Genomic DNA, 20,712 nt, shown 5'->3' with positions numbered 1-20,712 from the left:
AATTATCTCAAAATCATATCTTTTTGTATCATTCCTTTGATTATCTAATGGTAAGATAGTGAAAGATAAAATGTTTATCTATTTTTAGGGCAATAGGTTATATTTGAAAGTATAACATTCTACCAATATAAACCAACAAGGCTCGTAAGTTCATGAATAAAATAGATTCTTGGCTAATCCTTATGTTATTTTTCGTATTGCCCACACAGCAATATGCGCAGCCTTATTATTTCAATCATTATCAAATAAACGATGGACTTTCCAACAATACTGTCATTTGCAACATGCAAGATAGTTTTGGGTTTTTGTGGCTTGGAACTAAAGATGGATTGGATAGGTTTGATGGAAATAATTTCAAACATTTTGATATTCGAAATCACGTCCTCAATACTGTTGCAAATAATATCATATCACTAATAGAAGATAATGAAAAAAAAATATGGATAGGTACTGATCAGGGAATCTATATATATAATCCAATACACGAAACATTCGCTCTTTTAAGTGAAGAGTTTGCCAATGCTGATGTACCCGTAATCAAAAAAGATTCAAAAAATAATATCTGGTTTATAGCTAACCAAAGTCTATATTTTTATAATTATTCAAAAAAAAATACGACAAAAATAAATGTAGATGAAAATAATATCTCCGCATTATTCTGTTCGAAGGAGGATAAATTATATTATGGCACATTCAATGGAAAAATCTGTCTAGTTGAAAAATTCCGTTCAACCACACTTATCGATTTAGAACAAAAACATGGGCCTAAAGATTGGTTTGTTATTCAAAAAATTATTAAAAATGAAAAGGGTAATTTAATATTTGGAACTTCGAAAGCTGGAGTTGGTTCCGTCTCAAAAGATAATACCGTCACGTGGTTATTAGGCATTAAACAGCTAAAACAATATCTGTATGTACGGGATATTCTTCAGATGAATGAGCAAGAATATTGGTTCGCGACTGAATCAGGTTTATTTATATACAATATAGAAACCAAAAACTTCATAAATATCAAGAAAGCAGAAAATAATCCTTGGGGAATTTCGGATAATGCTATTTATAATATATTGAAGGATAAAGATGGAGGGATTTGGTTAGGCACCTATTTTGGGGGGATAAACTATTATCATAAGAATAATAATCTTATCGAAAAGTTTATGTCAAAAACTCAAGGCGGCAATTTATTAGGCACTGTCGTCCGTGGTATCAATAAAGATAAGAACGGAAATATTTGGTTAGGAACCGAGAATGGAGGTCTTAGTAAACTAAATCCAATCACTCGTCATATCGAAAATTATAATATTGAAAATGCAGGTCTCTCCGACAACAATATCCACGGACTTCTTCCGTATGAAGAAAATATACTTCTTGGAGCATTTGTATACGGCATGGATATTTTTAATACCCAATCCAAAAAAGTTATCTATCACACAGAATACGATGCTAATTCAGCTTCCTCGCTAAAAAGCAACTTTCTATACGACATTAAAAAAAGTAAATCTGGTGAAATTTTAATTGCTACTACACGAGGGCATTATACGTTTGATATTACAAACAAATCATTCAGTCCTATCACTAAGGTGCCCACAGAAATGTCATACACTACCCTTTTAGAAGATAGCAAAGGTTACATCTGGTTAGGTACTTGGAGAAACGGATTGTACATGTATCATCCAAGTAAAAATATTATAAAGCATTTTGCTCACGAACCTAATAACCCGAATTCACTCCCGAATAACAAAGTAAACTCCATATTTGAAGATTCAAATGGAAAAATATGGATAGCAACAGAAGGCGGGTTGGGAAAAATTATTCTGAATAAGAATATTGAATTTGATTTTCAGAATCCTGATATTAAACTGCCTAGTAAGATTGTATTTGCCGTTTTAGAGGATAAGCATAAAAATATTTGGATTACAACTTCTAAAGGTTTAATTCGATATAATCAAGGTACGAATAACACACGGTTATTCAATATAGAGTCTGGATTGCCATCAATTCAATTCAATTACAATTCATCGTATGATGATGGAGCAGGAAAGTTCTATTTTGGAACTATCAATGGAATGATTCGATTTGAACCCGAAAAGCTAAATCAGATAAAATACAATTCTAATACGCCTATTTATATCACCAGATTAACTGTTAATAATAAAGAAATAAATCAAAACGACGCAGATTCCGTTTTGAAAAAATCCATCCTATTTACAGATGAAATAATTCTCAAATACAATGAGTCCTCTTTTAATTTGGACTTCACAGCGCTACTATATGATTCCCCAAATGCAATTAAATATAGCTATAAATTGCACGGTGTTAATAAGGACTGGGTAACAACTAATGGCTCCACGAGCGCACATTTTACCAAACTCCTACCTGGTAATTATGATTTCATCGTCAAAGCAGAAGATCCAAATGGAATACCTTTCTCAAGTGAACGCAAACTAAGAATTAAAATCTTACCGCCAATATGGGCGAGTATACCCGCATTTGTCTTATATTGCGTTATTATTGTTTGTCTCATATTGTTTATAGCTTATCATTTCAATGAGCGTATAAAACAAAAGAATAAAGAACATCTATTGACCATACAAAATCTCCGCGAACAAGAACTTTATCAATCTAAAATAGATTTTTATACAGATGTGGTTCATGAGATTCGTACCCCATTGACTCTTATTAAAGCTCCTTTGGAAAAATTGATTGATAAAATTCCATCAAACCCAATTACAGATAAACTGCTAAAGAATATTCAAAACAATACTGAACGTCTTATTTCGTTGAGCAATCAACTTTTAGATTTCAGAAAAGTAGAAACCAAAGGATTCAAATTTCATTTTGAATTGAAGGACATCAGTGCGTCTACACAGGAATATGTAGATAATTACAAGGTGACTTTAGACTCACAACATAAGAAATTAAGTAGTAATATAGAGCCTAATATTACGTGTGATATTGATCTCGAAGCCTATGAGATTATATGCAACAACCTACTGAACAACGCATTAAAGTATTCTTACAAAACAATTAAAGTGAATTTACAAAAAGATTCTGTTAATAGTGCATTAATACTTTCTATTAAAAATGATGGTATTCTGATCAAGGAAGTAGATAGAGAATATATATTTGAACCTTTTAACCGACTGAAACACAGCAAGAGCATTCCAGGTAGCGGGCTTGGGCTATCATTGGCGCAATCGCTCGCCATCAAACTAAATGGCATCATCAGTTATACTATAGATAACGAAAATCTTAATACCTTTACCTTGCGACTACCTTTAAACCAAACTTAGTTTATGAATGCTAAAGCTAACCTATTACTCATTGACGATCATGCTGAATTGCTTGAATTCATAGCAGATGATTTGATGGAGGTCTACCATATCACCAAAGCCACTAATGGTTTGGAAGCGTATGCATTATTTGAGCAAGAAAATTTTGATCTCATTATTAGCGATATTATGATGCCTGATATGGATGGATTCGAGTTTTGCGCGAAGGTCAAAGGAAATATAAATTTAGCACACATTCCTATTATTCTTTTGACAGCTAAAAATACAATTGAATCCAAAATAAAAGGCCTTGAATATGGTGCCGATGCTTATGTTGAAAAACCATTTTCGTTAGCTTTTTTACGGGCACAAATAACAAGTTTGCTCAACAATAGAACACGAGTACGGGAATTCTTTTTTAAAAATCCAACCTCACAAATACAACAAATTGGGCAGAACCAAAGCGATAAGGAGTTTCTGATAAAAATAGAAGAAATAATTATTCAAAATATTGACAATCCACAGTTTAATGTAGATAAAATGGCAGACATCCTGTGTATGAGTAGACCAACACTGTATAGAAAAATAAATATGGTGTCAAGTCTATCACCCAATGAACTGATTAATTTAACAAGGTTGCGTCGATCAGCTGAACTATTAGCTCAAGGAAAACTTAAAATATATGAGATTTCGAATCTCCTAGGTTACAGCTCTGCACAACATTTTTCACGAAACTTTCAAAAACAATTTGGGATAAGTCCAAGTGAATTTCAAAATAAACAAAATAACAAGGACATCCCAGACATCTAAGATATCCTTATTGAATTTAATTTTTTTGGTGAATCATGTGATCAAATAATGCCCACTGTGTAGCAAATGAAAAAACAAACATTCCTTCAATATTATTTTTTGTTTTGTCTGTGTTCCATCCACCTAATAAATCCGTTGGTAGCAATCCATTATAAAGGAAATTTGAATGCGCGTATTCCAGATTATTTCTAAATGACTTAATATATTGATGAGCTGATGTATCAACACGTGCGTAATCCATATAACCTCTTAAAAGAACTGTATTGAACCAATTACTAAAGCCATCATATGGAAATGTATAATAATTCTGTACTTGTTCATCTAGTTTAGCGAATGAAGAAAAACTAGCTATAGCCAGTTTTTTTGCATCTTCTATATAATCTTTACGTTTGGTGACACGATATAAATCCGCTGCACCAGAGAGCATTGTACCCGAATTATAAGTATAGGATCTACCTATAGGTTTTAATAATTTAGTATGTGCTCTGTATTTTACACCATTTATTTCTTCATACACAATAGAACAATCTGGTGTACAATCTCCCATCATGTCGTCATATACTCCCCTTGAATTTAATAGATTGCGTTTTTGCCAATCATAAACTTTCCTCGCAAAATCCAGATAATAATTCTCCTTGGCTACTAATTTTGACTTGCGCGTTTTTTGATCTTTTATATCTATATAATTATGCGTGATTTTATCTTTTTTGCCTTTATAAATTTCATGAAGCCACACTAATGGACTCACCATAGGTCCATTACTACACGCATGCTTTGTAACATATCCTGGTCCCCAAGGTATACCGCCATGTTCATTTCCATTTGCATCAAATGTAGCATCCCATCCGTCTAATACATAGGCTGTCAAGTATTCAGCTTTCTCCAAGTATTTATCATTTTTTGTCAAATGATAAGAGTCTAATAACTCACGAACTAACCACATCTGATCGTCATAAACATTATAAATTCCTGTTACTCTTGCCTCACCTTTTTTATTTACTCTATCGACAGCATATACACTCCATGTTTTGGTTTGAGTGAATGATGTAAGTTCAAAAGTTCCTAAATAATAATCGGCATTGTCGTACAATTTTTCTAATAACTTTTCATACTTCTTTATAGCTTGGATATCCTGTTGTTTAACGTGCTTAAGCGATTTTAAAACTGCATTAACAGACTCTATAGCAGCAGAATACATCCAAACACTAGCCTTTTCATCAGTTCGATTCATTGTATATGGATTATAGAATCTATACATAGTAGAAGAATCTGGGGTAAAGTAATATTTCATCGCATTATCAATTAAATTCATGCTCCTTTGTACATCTTCGCTCGCTACTTTATGAATATTTCTCGAAATAGCAGATGCATTTACATGCATACATATTGTGCTACATGCTATAACAACAAAAAAACACGCGTACGATAAATAACGGAATTGGAAAATTTTCATTTTAGTCTATATATAATTAGCTTTTAAAATTCACAGGTCTCGACTTAAATAATAAGTGGCTATTATCCAAGCTTTTTGAAAGTTATAAATTAAAACCGCTATTGTAAAATATATGAGACAAATTGAATATTTAATGAGATAAATTGACATCCGATGGATTTTTTTATCAACTAACTTTGAGTAATCAATTATAAAATAAATCATTCGCAACATTTAGGAAATCGTTTTAGCAATATTCATCAAATTTAAATAGTACAATAATAAGGTGAAATTAGATGCTAGAAGCATATAGATTATTTTGATCATATATGCATTAAAAGTTGCTATAAGCAAAAGATAACATCTGCCTAAAATAATATTAACAGCCAACTAATCGCTTATGAGAAATAAACTTACATTAAGTTCAAACCTACGCCTACAGTATTTGTTATGGATGATTCCAGCAATATTTTTAGGAATATGGTCGTGTAAATCGGATGAAAAAACAATAGATTCCGCTTTGCCTTTTGATCCAAAACACCCCGTAGTTGTTTCGGATTTTCAACCTAAGACTGGAGGAGCTGGTCAACGTCTGGTTATTTATGGAAAAAATTTTGGGAATGACCCATCTATCATTTCTGTAATAATTGGCGGTCAATCTGCTATTGTTATCAGTGCTCAAGGAGAATCCATCTATTGTTTAGTGCCTACAAAAGCCTACGAAGGAGATATAGAAGTTCGTGTTGGTGAAGAACAATTGCCAATTATCGGAAAGGCAAATGAAAAATTTCTTTATCAGCGAAAAATGATTGTGTCTACCGTTGTAGGGTATAGAAATGAACGTGGAGACGAGCCGTGGAGGGATGGAAAATTCAAAGATCCAGACCAAAATAAAATGGCGAGTGGATTCTGGGAACCCTCACACATGAAATTTGATCCTAAAAATCCAAAACATTTGTATGTTACTTTTGATAATAATAATGGGTTATACCTGCTCAATTTTCAGGATAGCGTAGTTACTAAAATAAGGTCCAATTTTAACAGACCACGTAGTATAGATTTCACGGCTGAAGGGGATCACATGATTATTTCAGAAGACCGAGGGGGAGAAAATGATGGGGCTACTACACTATTATCTCGTGCTAGAAATTTCTTGGATACTGAAATATTAACGCGTTATCGTCAATGCAACGGTGCTACTGTACATCCCATTAATGGAGAAATGTATTTTAACAGTTATGAAAAAGGTCAATTTTTCAGATTTGATATGAATAAATATTTTTCTCAAGGATTGGAACAAAAAGACTATGAAACATTATTTTTTGTGCATGATCCGCAGTGGGAATTTAAAACATTTATACATCCTACAGGTAACTATGCTTATATCGTTGTTATTAATCAACATTACATCCTGCGTATAGATTACAATTGGGAAAAGAAACAATTTAATCAGCCTTATTTAGTCTGTGGACAATTAAGAGCTGCAGGCTATAATGACGGTATTGGTGCTACTGTAAGACTTAATGAACCATATCAAGGTGTTTTCGTTAAAAATGAAGACTACGCTGCAGTGGGCAAGCCGGATGAATACGATTTCTATTTTACAGATCAGATGAATCACGCTATTCGTAAGCTAACACCAGAAGGTATAGTGTCTACTTTTGCTGGTCGAGGAAGTTCAAGCCTGAATGCTAACCCTTGGGGCTATGTCGATGGAGACTTAAGATTAGAGGCGCGTTTTGACAGACCTACCGGAATCGCATACAATGAAACTGAAAAAGCATTTTATATTGGTGATCGTGCGAACAGACGCTTCAGAAAGATTGCTTTGGAAGGTGATAATTAGTCTAACCAAATAGTATTGTAATAATCAACAAAATCACAACCTTAGTAATAGAATGGAATTATGAATAAATTCTTACTAACCTGTATTTTACTTCTTAGCGTCATCAATTCGTCGCTAGCGCAGGAAATAGTTGAAGTAACGGGTATTGTACTCGATGCACAGAAAAATCCATTACCAGGTATAAGTGTCCATGTATTAGACGCTCCTGGTCTTGGTACGATCACAGATAATAAAGGTGTCTATAAAATTAAAGCCGAACGTTATAAGAAATTAGTTTTTAGATCTGTAGGATTTCAGACTCAAGAAGTAGTTATCAAAGAAGATTTAACACTGAATATAACATTAGTAGAAAAAGAGTCCAGCGTATTAGAGGAAGTTGTAGTTACGGGTACAGGCAATCAAACGAAACTTACGCTCACCGGTGCGGTGACTACAGTGAACGTAGATGATTTAAAATCAAATCCTACATCCAGTCTTTCTAATGCTTTAGCAGGTAATGTCGCTGGTGTCATGGCTATGATGCAGTCAGGTCAACCGGGTAGAAATATTTCTGAATTCTGGATTCGTGGTATTTCTACGTTTGGAGGTGGTTCATCCGCATTAGTACTAGTAGACAATATCGAACGTAATATCAATGACATCAATATAGAAGATATTGAATCGTTCTCCGTTTTGAAAGATGCTGCTGTAACTGCTATATACGGTTCAAGAGGCGCAAATGGTGTTATCTTAATTACTACAAAGCGTGGGAAAGAAGGTAAAATAAACATCAATTTCAAAAACGAAACAATTTATAATACAAGGACAATTACCCCAGAATTTGAGGATGGGTTTACCTATGCTAACCTTTTGAATGAGGCAAGAATCACACGAAATTTCGAACCTGTGTATCAGCCAGAAGAATTAGAAATATTACGATTAGGTCTCGATCCTGACCTCTATCCAAATGTTGATTGGCAAGCTAAGCTTTTGAATGATGGTGCTATGACACACCGTGCAAATTTAAATATGAGTGGTGGTGGCTCAACAGCACGCTACTTTGTGTCAGGAAGCTACGTCGACGAAGGTGGTATGTATAAAATCGATGAAAGTTTGAAAAAAGATTACAATACCAATGCCAATTACAAACGATGGAACTACCGACTAAATACGGATATGAATGTCACGAGCTCGACAATTCTAAAAGTCGGAGTTGCAGGATCATTAGGCTTGCGCAATAGTCCTGGTATTGGTGACATTGATTTTTGGGGTTCGCTATTCGGATACTCTCCTATTAGTATGCCTATTACGTATTCCAATGGACGTATACCAGCAGTTGGTGAAGGTAATAGAACAAATCCATGGGTAATGGCTACACAAACGGGCTATAATGAAAACTGGACGAATAATATCCAGATTAATGTAACTGCTGAACAAAATTTAGATTTTATCACACAAGGATTACGCGGTCGTGGAATTTTTGGATACGATACACATAACAATAATAATATAAGAAGAATCAAATGGCCTGAGCAATGGCGTGCAGATAGAGCACGTAATGTCAACAATGGAGAAATCATTTATTATAAAGTATCTGATCCAAGGGAAATGACACAATTAGGCTCTGGATATGGCAATAGAAGAGAATTTTTAGACTTTATGTTTAACTATGATCGTGTTTTTAATGGACACAATATCGGTGCTGTTGCAAGATTTACACGCGATGCACTTGTAGAGACAGTAAATTATGAAAGTGTGTTAGAAAATGGGGTGGTCGTAAACAGGAATTATAGTAATGACATTAAGAATGGTTTAGCACGTAAAAATGAAGCGTTAGCTGGTCGAGTGACATACAATTATCGAAACCGCTATTTCACAGATTTCAATTTTGGATACACGGGTTCTGAAAACTTTGCTAGAGGCAATCAATATGGTTTCTTTCCTGCCGTTTCTTTTGCATGGAATATTTCGGAAGAAAAAATATTCAAAGAAAACGCTGAATGGATGAATTTGCTTAAAGTAAGATTTTCATATGGTAAAACAGGAAATGACCAATTAATGAATAGAGAACGTTTTCCATATCTATACGATATCGGAGGAGCTGGAGGCTACCAATGGGCAGATTTTGGTTCAACCAGAAGTTTTGGAGGATTGCGGTATTCTCAAGTGGCTTCACCTTATGTATCATGGGAAGTCTCATTGAAGCAAAATCTTGGATTCGACATCAACTTATTTAACAATAAATTCGAAAGCTCCATAGAACTATTTGATGAAGAACGAACTGGCATTTATATGCCTAGAAACTTTCTTCCAGAAATTGTAGGATTGGAAAGTATACCTAGGGCAAACGTTGGAGCGGTGAGTTCAAAAGGATTTGAAGGAAGATTTAGTTATAAACAAAAAATAGGTGAAGTAAATGTTACCGCTAGAGGGAATATTACCTACAGCAAAAACAAAATATTAGAAAGAGACGAAGAGAACAATGTCTATCCCTACCAAAATTCAGAAGGTTTTCGCGTGGATCAAGCCAAAGGTTTAATTGCATTGGGATTATTTAAGGATTACGACGATATCAGAAATAGTCCTACACAGACTTTTGGGGCATATCAACCTGGAGATATAAAATACAAAGATGTAAATGGAGATGGTATTATTGACAATGGTGATATCGTAGCGATTGGCGCTACCAGAAGACCAAATCTAATCTACGGATTGGGCTCTTCCTTCCAATGGAAAGGAATAGACATTAATATGCATATCCAAGGAGCTGGAAAATCTACGTTTTCTACGTATGGTAAAACAGTTTATGCATTTAGCGAAGGAGAATGGGGTCAAGTGATGAAAGGTGTCATGGGAGATAATCGTTGGATTTCGGCAGATATTTCTGGAGATCCATCCACAGAGGATCCTAATGCTTCCTACCCAAGATTGAGCTTTGGAGCATTCCCAAACAATTTTAGAGAATCTACATTTTGGTTAAGAAATGGTCAATACTTAAGGCTTAAAAATATTGATATTGGCTTTTCTTTACCTAAGAGTTTTACAAATAGAATCAAGACCAATAACATTAGATTGTTCTTAGCTGGCCACAATTTGATGACTTGGTCTAATTTCAAACTTTGGGATCCAGAATTAGCAACACCACGAGGTGAGGATTATCCCCTACCTAAATCTGTGACTTTCGGTATTAATATTAATCTGTAAAAGTAAAAGCAATGCGAAAATATATATATTATTTGCCAATACTGGTCGTATTAGTCGGTATTAGTTCTTGTCGAAAAGGCTATTTAGAATCTGACGCTCTATTCAAAGATAGAATGACGATGGAAAAAGTCTTTGAAAGTAAAAATTATTCTGAAGAATGGCTAGCCCACATATTCGAAGAATTCAAAGGTATCAATGCCGATGTTGCAAGTAAAGGTTTGACGCCGCACAATTTTTCGGATGATATGTACTATGGTGATAGGGACAGAGATTATGATCCATCTAAAAATGAACTATCGTACAATATGTTCAAAATGGGACAATATTCAGAAAATGACAAGCAAGGAACTTGGACACAATCGTATCGCGGCATAAGAAATGCCACCACGTTTATTCATAATATTCATGTAAATAAAGAAATGTCTGCAGATGAAATCGAAGACTATCGGGGACAAGCGAGATTTGCGCGAGCATATCTATATTGGTTGCTGCTTCGCAAATATGGACCTATTCCTTTACTTCCTGATGATGGGCTAGATTATACAGACAGCTATGATGACTTGGCAACACCTAGAAGTACTTACGAAGAATGTGCGGAATACATCAGTACTGAAATGCTACAAGCAGCAAAAGAAATGGAAAAATTAGGTGTCGGACGAGGACAAGATGCTTCTGCACGTCCTACAGTCGGTGCAGCATTAGCAACACGTGCCAAAGCATTATTATATGCAGCAAGTCCTATGGCTAATGGTAATAACACTGCTTTTGCGGCAAAACTAATAGATCACAACGGAAAGAGATTATTGTCAGCTGATTATCAAGAAGCAAAGTGGGCTAAAGCTGCTGCGGCCGCGCGTGACGTAATGGAACTTGGTGTTTATAACTTGTATACTGTACCTGTGCAGTTGACTGGCAATGATGCAACTATAGTTCCACCAAATGATGGCAATTTCGCAACTAAAAATTGGCCTTTGGGCTGGGCAAATATAGACCCTGCGAAATCCTATGCGCAGGTGTTCGATGGTACACTCGTCGCATCTGGTAATCCCGAAATAATATTTACAAGAGGAAACAATCAAGGTTCTGAAGATATAAGAGCAATGGTAGCGCATTCCCTACCGAGGTCTGCTACCGGTTGGAATACGCATGGTCTTACGCAAAAATTAGTAGACGCCTATTCTATGAATGACGGTTCCGATATTCCTGGGAAGGATAAAGAAATTGGCCGTGGTAATGGCTCTAACCGCCTAACAGGTTACGTCAGTGCGGATGATGTTTCAGCGCAACGTTATCGTCCTCTACTCGCGGGAGTTTCCTTACAATATGCAAATAGAGAACCTCGATTCTATGCTTCGGTAGCGTTTAATGGCAGTTTCTGGACACTATTAAATGAGTCACAAGAGCGTAATCGCAATCAGCAAGTGTTTTATTATCGTGAAGATAACAGAGGAAATGGATTCAACTCTTCAAACGCTTATTGGTTACGGACTGGTTTTGGGATTAAAAAATATGTGCATCCCAGTGATACTTACGAGGGCGGAAACGCAGATCGCATAATTAATAAAACAGAACCAGCTATCCGTTATGCAGATATTCTATTGATGTATGCCGAAGCATTGAACGAATTAGACGGGTCGCATACTATTCCATCATGGAAAGGTACGACTTATTCCTTATCTCGGGATATCTCTGAAATGCAGAAAGGTATTCATCCGGTACGCATTCGTGCGGGAGTACCGGATTACGCGTCTGCAATTTATTCAAACAAAGATGAATTAAGAAAAAAATTGAAAAGAGAAAGATTTATTGAATTAGTAGCAGAAGGTCAACGTTATTACGATTTGCGTCGTTGGTTAGATGCTGCAGAAGAAGAATCATTACCAGTATATGGTTGCAATATATTGATGAATGCAGGAAATAGAGATTTATTTCATACGCCTGTAGCTACATGGGTCTTAAAAAATACTTTTGCGGATAAGATGTGGTTTTGGCCAATTAAGCATTCGGAGTTGAAGAGAAACAAAAAACTTACTCAAAATCCAGGCTGGACGTATAACGATTAGAAGTATATCTCATGAAAAAGAATTATATAAAATATCTAGTAATGGCATTATTGTTTGCTAATACTTCATGCAATGATGAATGGAAGGATGAACAATACGAAAATTTCATTTCATTCAAAGCACCTCTGAGCACGCAAAGTGGTGTGTCAGACATTTATGTGCGCTATCGTGATAACGAAAAAACAAGTTTTAAACTGCCTGTAATAGTTAGTGGATCTAATACAAACTCACAGAATATTTCTGTTAAAATTGATGTCGATCGCGATAGTTTGGACATTCTTAATTATGAGAGATTTCAGAATAGAACTGATTTCTACTACAGAATGTTGCCAAATGAATATTTCAGTTTCAATCAGACACTTGATATTAAATCAGGTGAAGATGTTGGGCTTTTAAATATTGATTTTACGTTGAAAAATATAAATTTAGTTGAAAAGTGGGTACTACCACTTACTATTGTCGAAGGTTCGTCTTCCTATATCCCACATCCGCGCAAGCATTATAAAAAAGCATTGTTAAGGATTAATCCATTTAACAATTTCTCTGGTACATATGGAGGTACAGCATTGAGAACTTTTATGGATGGAGCGGAAAATGAAACTTCGATTGTGAAGAGTGAAATTAAGAGTTACGTTGTTGATGAAAATACAATTTTCTTTTATGCGGGAGCTATTGATGAAGAAAGACAAGACAGACAAAATTATAAAATATATGCACGCTTCAATGATAGTGGCGGTGTAGAATTATATGCTGATAATCCACTGTTAAACCTTAGAGTTAATAAGGATTTGAGTTATACGGTTAGTCAAATGATTGAGCCAAACTATCCCTATTTATTAAGAAAAACTATTACAATTAATAATATTGATTACAATTTCACGGACTACACGATGATACCTAATATTAACATTCAATATGTTGTAAAAGGTACATTAAGTCTTCAACGTGTTTTGAATACACAGATTCCAGATGAGGATCAAGCCATCCAATGGTAAAGCTTTAAAAGTTTAGTATGTTGATTTAATAAGAAAGCCCTATCAAAAATTTTGATAGGGCTTAAATTTTTTATGCTTCGCCTTTAGGATGCAAATCCAATGGATAAGGAAAATCTTTAGACACGGGCTCTACTTGTTGATTTTGAGCTGCAGCTTTCAACTGCGCTTCGAAACGCACCAAATTATCTTGCAAAGCACCTAACAAACGTGCAGCGTGTTCTGGTGTTAAGATAATTCTAGACTTCACTTTTGCCTTAGGAACACCTGGCATCACACGAATAAAATCTAATACAAATTCTGTATTAGAATGTGTAATAATCGCTAAGTTAGAATAAATTCCTTCAGCTGTTTCTTCTGATAATTCTATACTTAATTCGTTGTTTTCTGGATTGTTTTGATTTTTATCACTCATCTCTATTCTATTTTTAAATCTTTTTTATTTCGTAAAACTTCTAAAATCTTGTCCATCTTCGATTGTCAACAATGTCTCGTAGATCAAACGAATCACATTATCTACATCTTCTTTATGTACCATTTCTACCGTGGTATGCATATAACGCAAAGGTAATGAAATCAATGCAGAAGGTACTCCCCCATTTGAATAAGCAAATGCATCGGTATCTGTCCCCGTAAATCTTGAGGAAGCTTGACGTTGGAATGGGATATCGTTCTTTTGTGCTACGTCTATCAATTGACGATTCAAGTTGATTTGTACAGCTGGTGCATAAGATACTACAGGACCTTTACCACAAGCTAAATCTCCTTGAGTAATCTTGTTGATCATCGGTGTTTGCGTATCGTGCGTTACATCCGTTACGATAGCTACATTAGGTTTTATCCAATCCGCAATCATTTCAGCACCTCGAAGCCCAATTTCTTCTTGTACAGAATTCACAATGTACAAGCCGAAAGGTAACTTCTGCTTATTCTCTTTTAATAAACGTGCGACCTCAGCAATCATAAATCCACCTGCGCGATTGTCCAAAGCACGACCTACATAATAACGATCATTCAAAATCATGAATTCGTCTTCATACGTCACTACAGAACCTACGTGAATTCCTAGAGCTTCTACCTCTTCTTTCGATGTACACCCACAGTCCAAAAAGATATTCTTTAGATTCGGTGATTCTTCTTTCTCACCTGAACGTGTATGTATTGCTGGCCATCCGAAAACAGCTTTCACCATACCATTATCCGTATGTATATTTACACGCTTAGAAGGTGCTATTTGATGGTCAGAGCCACCATTACGAATCACGTAGATAAGACCATCTTTTGTGATGTAATTTACAAACCAAGAAATCTCATCGGCATGCGCTTCGATAACAACTTTATATTTTGCTTTTGGATTGATTATCCCTACTGCAGTACCATAGTTATCAATATATGTTTCATCCACAAAAGGTTTCAAATAATCCAACCAAAGGCGTTGACCTTCCCATTCAAATCCCGTTGGCGAGGGATTATTTATATATTTTTCAAAGAATTTTACCGACTCTTTGGTTACAACAGGTTGATGTTTTACTTCTTTACTACTCTTCTTTGCCATGTCTACTATTTGTTTTCGTACAAAATAAAAAATAATTATTCTATTCCAAAAAATAAACAGATTCTTATTTGACAATAACATTTAAATGATTTTTAGTTTTATATTTACAGCTTTAAACAATCATTTATGGATTTTATTTATAATGTTATTCATTGGTCTGGTGCTGAAAATATTTTCACTATTGGATCTTTTGGAATCCGTTATTATTCGATGTGCTGGTTGCTGGCATTTGTTGTTTCCTACATCTTGATGTTGCAAGTTTTTAAGAAAGAAGGCAAAACACAGGATGACTTAGATAAACTAACAATTTATATATTTTTAGGTACAATTTTAGGCGCTAGAATTGGTCATTGTCTATTCTATGAATTTGATTATTATAGCCAAAATCCTTTGGAAATACTTTTACCATTCAGTAAACGTTCAGGAAGCTGGGAGTTTACAGGATTTGCAGGATTAGCTTCGCACGGAGGAGCAATCGGTATTTTGACTGCACTATATTTATACGCTAAGAAAACGAAAACCAATTTTGTATGGATAGCCGACAGATTGGTATTAGTTGTCCCTATTGCGGGAGCTTTTATTCGTATCGGAAATTTCTTCAATTCAGAAATCATTGGTAAAGCAGCTGACGCAAGTCTTCCTTGGGCAGTTGTATTTACACAGATAGACACTGTACCACGTCACCCAGGTCAACTTTATGAAGCTGTAGGCTATATAATCTTATTTTTCATTCTTTGGGCGATATACAAGAAAAACCAGAACCCAAAGCAAGGATTGTTATTTGGCATATTCCTTGTATGTTTGTTTAGTATCCGATTCTTTGTTGAGTTTTTCAAAGAGAATCAAGAAGCATTCGAGGATAGTATGTTCATTAATATGGGGCAATTGCTGAGCATACCATTTATACTCGCTGGACTTTATTTAATATTTAGACCAGCCACCACTGCAAAAAGTAAAAAATAACACAGCATACGAAGCCTCTTAAATAAATAAGAGGCTTTTTAAATTCTTATGAAGACAAATAGAAAAATTATTTTGCTCATCCTTGGGCTATTATCTGCTATCGGCCCATTTTCCATTGATATGTATCTTCCGGCTTTTGACACGATCGCTGGAGATTTTAATACAAACATTGAGAAAGTTCAATTATCACTTACATCTTTCTTCATAGGTATCGCAATAGGTCAATTAATCTATGGTCCATTGTTGGACAAATACGGGCGTAAGAAACCGCTAATGGTTGGATTAGGCATCTACGTTGTCACATCTATTCTCTGTGTGTTCACTCCAGATGTCGATAGCCTAATTTTATTACGCTTCGCGCAAGCATTAGGATCTTGTGCGGGCATGGTTGCTTCACGCGCTATGGTGCAAGATTATTACCAAGGAAAAGAAGCTGCGCGCGTATTCAGTCTGTTGATGTTGGTTATCGCAATTTCGCCAATTCTCGCGCCTTCTGCTGGTGCTTTTTTGTTGGACTACTTCGATTGGCATTATATATTTATCGCTTTGTTCGCCATTGGATTTGTGATATTAATATCAACCATATTCATGCTCCCAGAAAGTTATGCTGGAAATAAAAACTTTTCTTTAGCACCAAAGTCTATTGTTTCGCAATATTTTCAGGTATTTACGAATCAAACATTTATATTTTATTGTCTAGTCGCTTCCACAGCCTCAGCTGGACTTTATGCGTATTTAGCAGGATCTTCCTACGTATTGCAAGACTTGTATGGTCTTAGCAAAAAGGAATATGGATTGGCTTTTGCCTTTGTGGCTTCAGCACTAATCATATCCACGCAGTTGAATCGAGTATTTTTGAAAAAATGGTCTATGCAGCAAATCTGTGTTGTGGCAAATATCGGGCAAGTTCTTGTTGGACTATTAATGCTGGTAAGCTTATGGACAGATATGATTACTTTCCCTGTTATATTGGGATTAACATTTGGATACTTAATGTTTCAAGGATTTATATTCCCCAATGCCTCTGCTATGGCAATGGCTCCTTTCAGAATAAGTGCAGGAAGTGCTTCCGCATTATTGGGATTTTTGCAAATGGGTTTGGGTGCGCTGAGTTCAGGGTTGGTAAGTATATTTCATAATAATACGCCACAACCGATGCTCCTAGCAATGTGCATATGTGCGGTACTATCTTTGGTACTTCATATTGTAAAAAGAAATTTAAAAGACGACAAAAAAGAGGCCTTATTATAAGCCTCTTTTTTATTTTAAACTTTCGATTCCTAATCGGTAACTATCTAAGCCAAAGCCTAATATTACGCCTTTACAATTCTTCGAAAGATATGAATGATGTCGAAAGGCTTCTCGCTGATGAACATTTGAAATATGTACTTCCACCACAGGCGTTTTAATCGCTGCAATAGCATCTCCAATCGCTATAGAAGTATGTGTATAAGCACCAGCATTCAATACTATGCCATCAAAGTCAAATCCCACTTCATGTAATTTATCGATAATAGTGCCTTCTGAATTACTTTGATAATACGACAAATCTACATCAGCGAAGCGTTCTTTCAAAGACTTAAAATATTCTTCAAATGACTGATCACCATAAATACTTTTTTCACGAACACCTAATAGATTTAAATTAGGACCATTTAATACCAATATTTTCTTCATATTATAGATTAATGATTAAATATAGATATTCAGTTTTTAAATATCACCATAAAAATTTCGGAAACTCGAACGTAGTCCAAAATTGATTACTCCAGATTTTTGAGTAGCATCGCCCTCAATCTTTCTATACCGCTGTGTATAGCCAAACTCTAATCGTAAATTATACTTTGGATTTAATACATAAGACGCTCTTAAATCAGCAAAGTACAAATTGTTCTTCACTCCTTGTCCAATTGAGTTACCATACATATTAGGTATTGTTTTATAAGATTGGAAAATATCCCCCCCCATGTTTGTTTCAGTATCTGGATCTGTGCCAAAAGTACTAACAATACCTTTTCCAGAAAATTCAAAACGATTCCAAGAATAATGAGCTGTACCTACAAACTCTTTAAAATTTGCACCACGTGGATGTGCTAATGGTTCTCCATTATTACTGTAATTTGAAATCGATGCAAAATGTTGATATGTATATGGTCGTACTAAATTGTATTCTGTCAAGAAATGTAAGTTACGAACCCCAAATATATCAAATCCTCTTACGCCAAACTGTGCCCCCCATTTATTATGCGCATAGCCATTTCCTGCAAAAAACTCTTTTGCTGTAAATTCACCTAACAAAAATTGTCCATAAGCAGTTACGTTATTAAGCACCTTATACTTAGCATTTAAACCTAAAAACATTTTATCTGGAGAAGTACGGTTATTATTTTCTACTGGTCTAAAGATCACCCCAGGATTTAAATAATTAAAATCAAATCCTCTATGCCCAGCTTGATTGCGATTTGACCAAACAACTGATTGAAAAAATCCAACGGACAATCTATTAGTTGCATTATAATCAATAAATTGAAATGCCCCATATTTAATACCATCTCCAAATCTTCCACCTGAATTCAAGGAATCGATTCGTGGATTCATAGGGTCATTCATATAAGCCCATATTGAAGTGTATTGCACATTACCTATTTCACCTGTAAACTTTAAATGTGTGTAATTAGATGAAAAATCCGATAACAGTAATGATCGATAACCATCACCAATATGGTTTTTATCAAATGCAGCAGTTACTTGAAAATAAGGACTAAAGTCATACGTTAAACTAGCGGTAGCATACATCCAATCTTTTATTTTCTTATTCCTGTCTTTTGATGACGATTGCCCAGGTACTACACCCGTCTCTGCAATATACTCATCAAGATATTTTGCAAATACAGCCTGATTTTCAAAAATCGCAGTATGAAAAGTAAATTTATCTTTGATTGTTAATCCCGCCTGCAAACCTCTTGTGTTCATCCATGTGGTACGCTTTTCTGGATCTACTACTTCAGAACCAATTTGAAAATCTGGTAAGAAATCTAAATAAAATGTGTGATCCTCTTTTTCAACATCTACCAAATGTTCATTAAACAATTTACGCATAATCCAATTTGATGATAAAGTTTGATTCGCGTTCTCTAAAGAATCCTTTCTATTCAACATTTCGTTTTTAAACAAGAATGGTTTAGAAGCAGTATGATATCTAGAATTTGTGTTATACAATATATTATTGTATTTTTGAGATTGATCAAACGAATAGGTTTGATCAACAACTTGAGCGCTAGAAAACAGCGAGTTACAAATAAAAATTAAACTAAAAAAATATTTTAAAACGGTATAAAAAAAAGTAGACCTCATATCAAATATAAAAAAAATACAATAAAATACAATAATTATAGATTCAATAATGTATTTTAAAAGAAATATTTATACTTGAAAGCTAAATTCATGCCAAATTTGCAATGTAAATTACATATATTGATAAACAACATACACATGTTATTGTAAATCATTCATTTTAATAATAATAATTTTTATAATTTTCGTCTAAAACGGTTAGCTAAATACTATTATTTAAAAACTATTAAAAATTTTCTTAGATGCTGAGGAATTAACAATCACAGAATAATAAGGCATGCTAACTAGGTGTATATTTAATCGATTTGGCAAATATTTATCAAAATCACATAAAGAAAAGCCATATTTGTAAAAGATTTGAATGAATCTGATCCGTATAATCATTTTATATGCAAACACAAGGACCGATTGGCATTTTTGATTCTGGCTATGGCGGCTTAACCGTTTTTAAAGAGATTCACAATAAATTACCACAATACGACTATATCTATCTTGGCGACAACGCACGCGTGCCTTATGGTACACGTTCGTTCGATACAGTTTATGAATTTACCAAAGAATGTGTTTTTAAGCTTTTTGATTTAGAATGCAACCTTGTTATCCTTGCCTGTAATACTGCTTCTGCAAAAGCATTACGAAGTATACAACAAAATGATTTGCCGGAAGGCAAAAAAGTATTGGGTGTGATTCGTCCTACGACCGAATCTATTCATGAATACACGAACACTAATAACATTGGTATTTTAGCCACGCAAGGTACTGTCTTATCCCAATCCTATTTAATAGAAATCGAAAAGCTTCATCCTGAAATTCAAGTTTATCAACATGCTTGTCCATTTTGGGTTCCCTTAGTAGAAAATAACGAAATTAATAGCGAAGGAGCACATTATTTCATCCAAAAGGATGTAAATGAATTATTAAGTCAGTCAACAAATATTGACATTATAGTATTGGCTTGTACGCACTACCCTATTCTGTATCCAATCATTCGAAAATACACACCAGACCATATTCAAATATTAGCACAAGGTGAATTAGTGGCTGATAGTTTAGTTGATTATTTAAATCGACATCCTGAAGTAAAAGAAAAATGCAGTGAAGGTGGGAATTTAGAATTTTACACAACAGATAATCCGAAAGATTTTTCAGATAAAGCATATATATTTTTCGGAAAAAATCTTGAAGCTAAACATATCAAAGTAGATAAAAAATAAAGCGATTCCAGTGGAATCGCTTTATTTT

Annotated in this window: 14 protein-coding genes; 9 read left to right on the top strand and 5 right to left on the bottom strand. The window is 34.6% G+C overall.

Going from position 1 to position 20,712, the window contains the following annotated elements:
* Nucleotides 1-152 precede the first annotated feature (152 nt).
* A complete protein-coding gene (locus FLS47_RS10845) occupies nt 153-3,293 on the top strand; it encodes a ligand-binding sensor domain-containing protein (RefSeq protein WP_149914388.1) in 3,141 nt (1,046 codons plus the stop codon).
* 3 nt (nt 3,294-3,296) lie between these two features.
* Nucleotides 3,297-4,082 carry a response regulator transcription factor gene (locus FLS47_RS10840; RefSeq protein ID WP_149914387.1) on the top strand — a complete coding sequence of 262 codons (786 nt, stop codon included), beginning with the start codon at nt 3,297-3,299 and terminating at the stop codon, nt 4,080-4,082.
* Between the two features lie 16 nt (nt 4,083-4,098).
* Here the strand turns inward: FLS47_RS10840 and FLS47_RS10835 are convergent, their stop codons facing one another.
* The gene (locus tag FLS47_RS10835) at nt 4,099-5,463 is read right to left on the bottom strand and encodes a glycoside hydrolase family 76 protein (protein WP_223225238.1); all 1,365 of its coding nucleotides are present in this window, start codon (nt 5,461-5,463) and stop codon (nt 4,099-4,101) included.
* Nucleotides 5,464-5,914: 451 nt separating this feature from the next.
* Here FLS47_RS10835 and FLS47_RS10830 point away from each other — a divergent pair, with 451 nt between their 5' ends.
* The 4 genes from FLS47_RS10830 to FLS47_RS10815 are packed head-to-tail and all read left to right on the top strand — an operon-like array spanning nt 5,915 to nt 13,601.
* A complete protein-coding gene (locus FLS47_RS10830; RefSeq protein WP_188347415.1) occupies nt 5,915-7,360 on the top strand; it encodes an IPT/TIG domain-containing protein in 1,446 nt (481 codons plus the stop codon).
* 60 nt (nt 7,361-7,420) lie between these two features.
* A complete protein-coding gene (locus FLS47_RS10825; protein ID WP_149914385.1) occupies nt 7,421-10,543 on the top strand; it encodes a SusC/RagA family TonB-linked outer membrane protein in 3,123 nt (1,040 codons plus the stop codon).
* 11 nt (nt 10,544-10,554) lie between these two features.
* Nucleotides 10,555-12,606, top strand: a complete 2,052-nt coding sequence (locus tag FLS47_RS10820) for a RagB/SusD family nutrient uptake outer membrane protein (protein WP_149914384.1) — start codon at nt 10,555-10,557, stop codon at nt 12,604-12,606.
* Nucleotides 12,607-12,617: 11 nt separating this feature from the next.
* Nucleotides 12,618-13,601, top strand: coding sequence for a DUF4973 domain-containing protein (locus tag FLS47_RS10815; RefSeq protein ID WP_149914383.1), 984 nt, complete (start codon nt 12,618-12,620; stop codon nt 13,599-13,601).
* A 70-nt stretch (nt 13,602-13,671) separates the two neighbouring features.
* Here the strand turns inward: FLS47_RS10815 and FLS47_RS10810 are convergent, their stop codons facing one another.
* Nucleotides 13,672-14,013 (bottom strand): DUF3467 domain-containing protein, encoded by a 342-nt coding sequence (locus tag FLS47_RS10810; protein ID WP_149914382.1) that lies wholly within the window; start codon nt 14,011-14,013, stop codon nt 13,672-13,674.
* A gap of 24 nt (nt 14,014-14,037) precedes the next feature.
* Nucleotides 14,038-15,153, bottom strand: coding sequence for a M42 family metallopeptidase (locus FLS47_RS10805; protein ID WP_149914381.1), 1,116 nt, complete (start codon nt 15,151-15,153; stop codon nt 14,038-14,040).
* 126 nt (nt 15,154-15,279) lie between these two features.
* On the opposite strand from FLS47_RS10805, the gene lgt reads away from it, so the two are divergent.
* Together lgt and FLS47_RS10795 are read left to right on the top strand one after the other, a co-directional pair.
* Complete coding sequence (gene lgt, locus FLS47_RS10800) at nt 15,280-16,116, top strand: prolipoprotein diacylglyceryl transferase (protein ID WP_149914380.1); 837 nt, start codon at nt 15,280-15,282, stop codon at nt 16,114-16,116.
* A 48-nt stretch (nt 16,117-16,164) separates the two neighbouring features.
* A complete protein-coding gene (locus FLS47_RS10795) occupies nt 16,165-17,367 on the top strand; it encodes a multidrug effflux MFS transporter (protein ID WP_149914379.1) in 1,203 nt (400 codons plus the stop codon).
* Between the two features lie 9 nt (nt 17,368-17,376).
* Here FLS47_RS10795 and aroQ read toward each other — a convergent pair whose 3' ends face one another.
* On the bottom strand, nt 17,377-17,793 hold the full coding sequence (gene aroQ, locus FLS47_RS10790) for a type II 3-dehydroquinate dehydratase (protein WP_149914378.1): 417 nt from the start codon (nt 17,791-17,793) through the stop codon (nt 17,377-17,379).
* A 36-nt stretch (nt 17,794-17,829) separates the two neighbouring features.
* Nucleotides 17,830-19,275, bottom strand: coding sequence for a gliding motility protein RemB (locus tag FLS47_RS10785; RefSeq protein ID WP_223225237.1), 1,446 nt, complete (start codon nt 19,273-19,275; stop codon nt 17,830-17,832).
* Between the two features lie 584 nt (nt 19,276-19,859).
* Between FLS47_RS10785 and murI the strand changes: the two genes are divergently transcribed.
* Nucleotides 19,860-20,684 carry a glutamate racemase gene (gene murI, locus FLS47_RS10780; protein WP_149914376.1) on the top strand — a complete coding sequence of 275 codons (825 nt, stop codon included), beginning with the start codon at nt 19,860-19,862 and terminating at the stop codon, nt 20,682-20,684.
* Nucleotides 20,685-20,712: the final 28 nt, after the last annotated feature.

This window comes from Sphingobacterium cavernae, from assembly GCF_008520265.1.
Taxonomy (GTDB): domain Bacteria; phylum Bacteroidota; class Bacteroidia; order Sphingobacteriales; family Sphingobacteriaceae; genus Sphingobacterium; species Sphingobacterium cavernae.
This window is presented reverse-complemented; position numbering and strand designations above follow the sequence as displayed.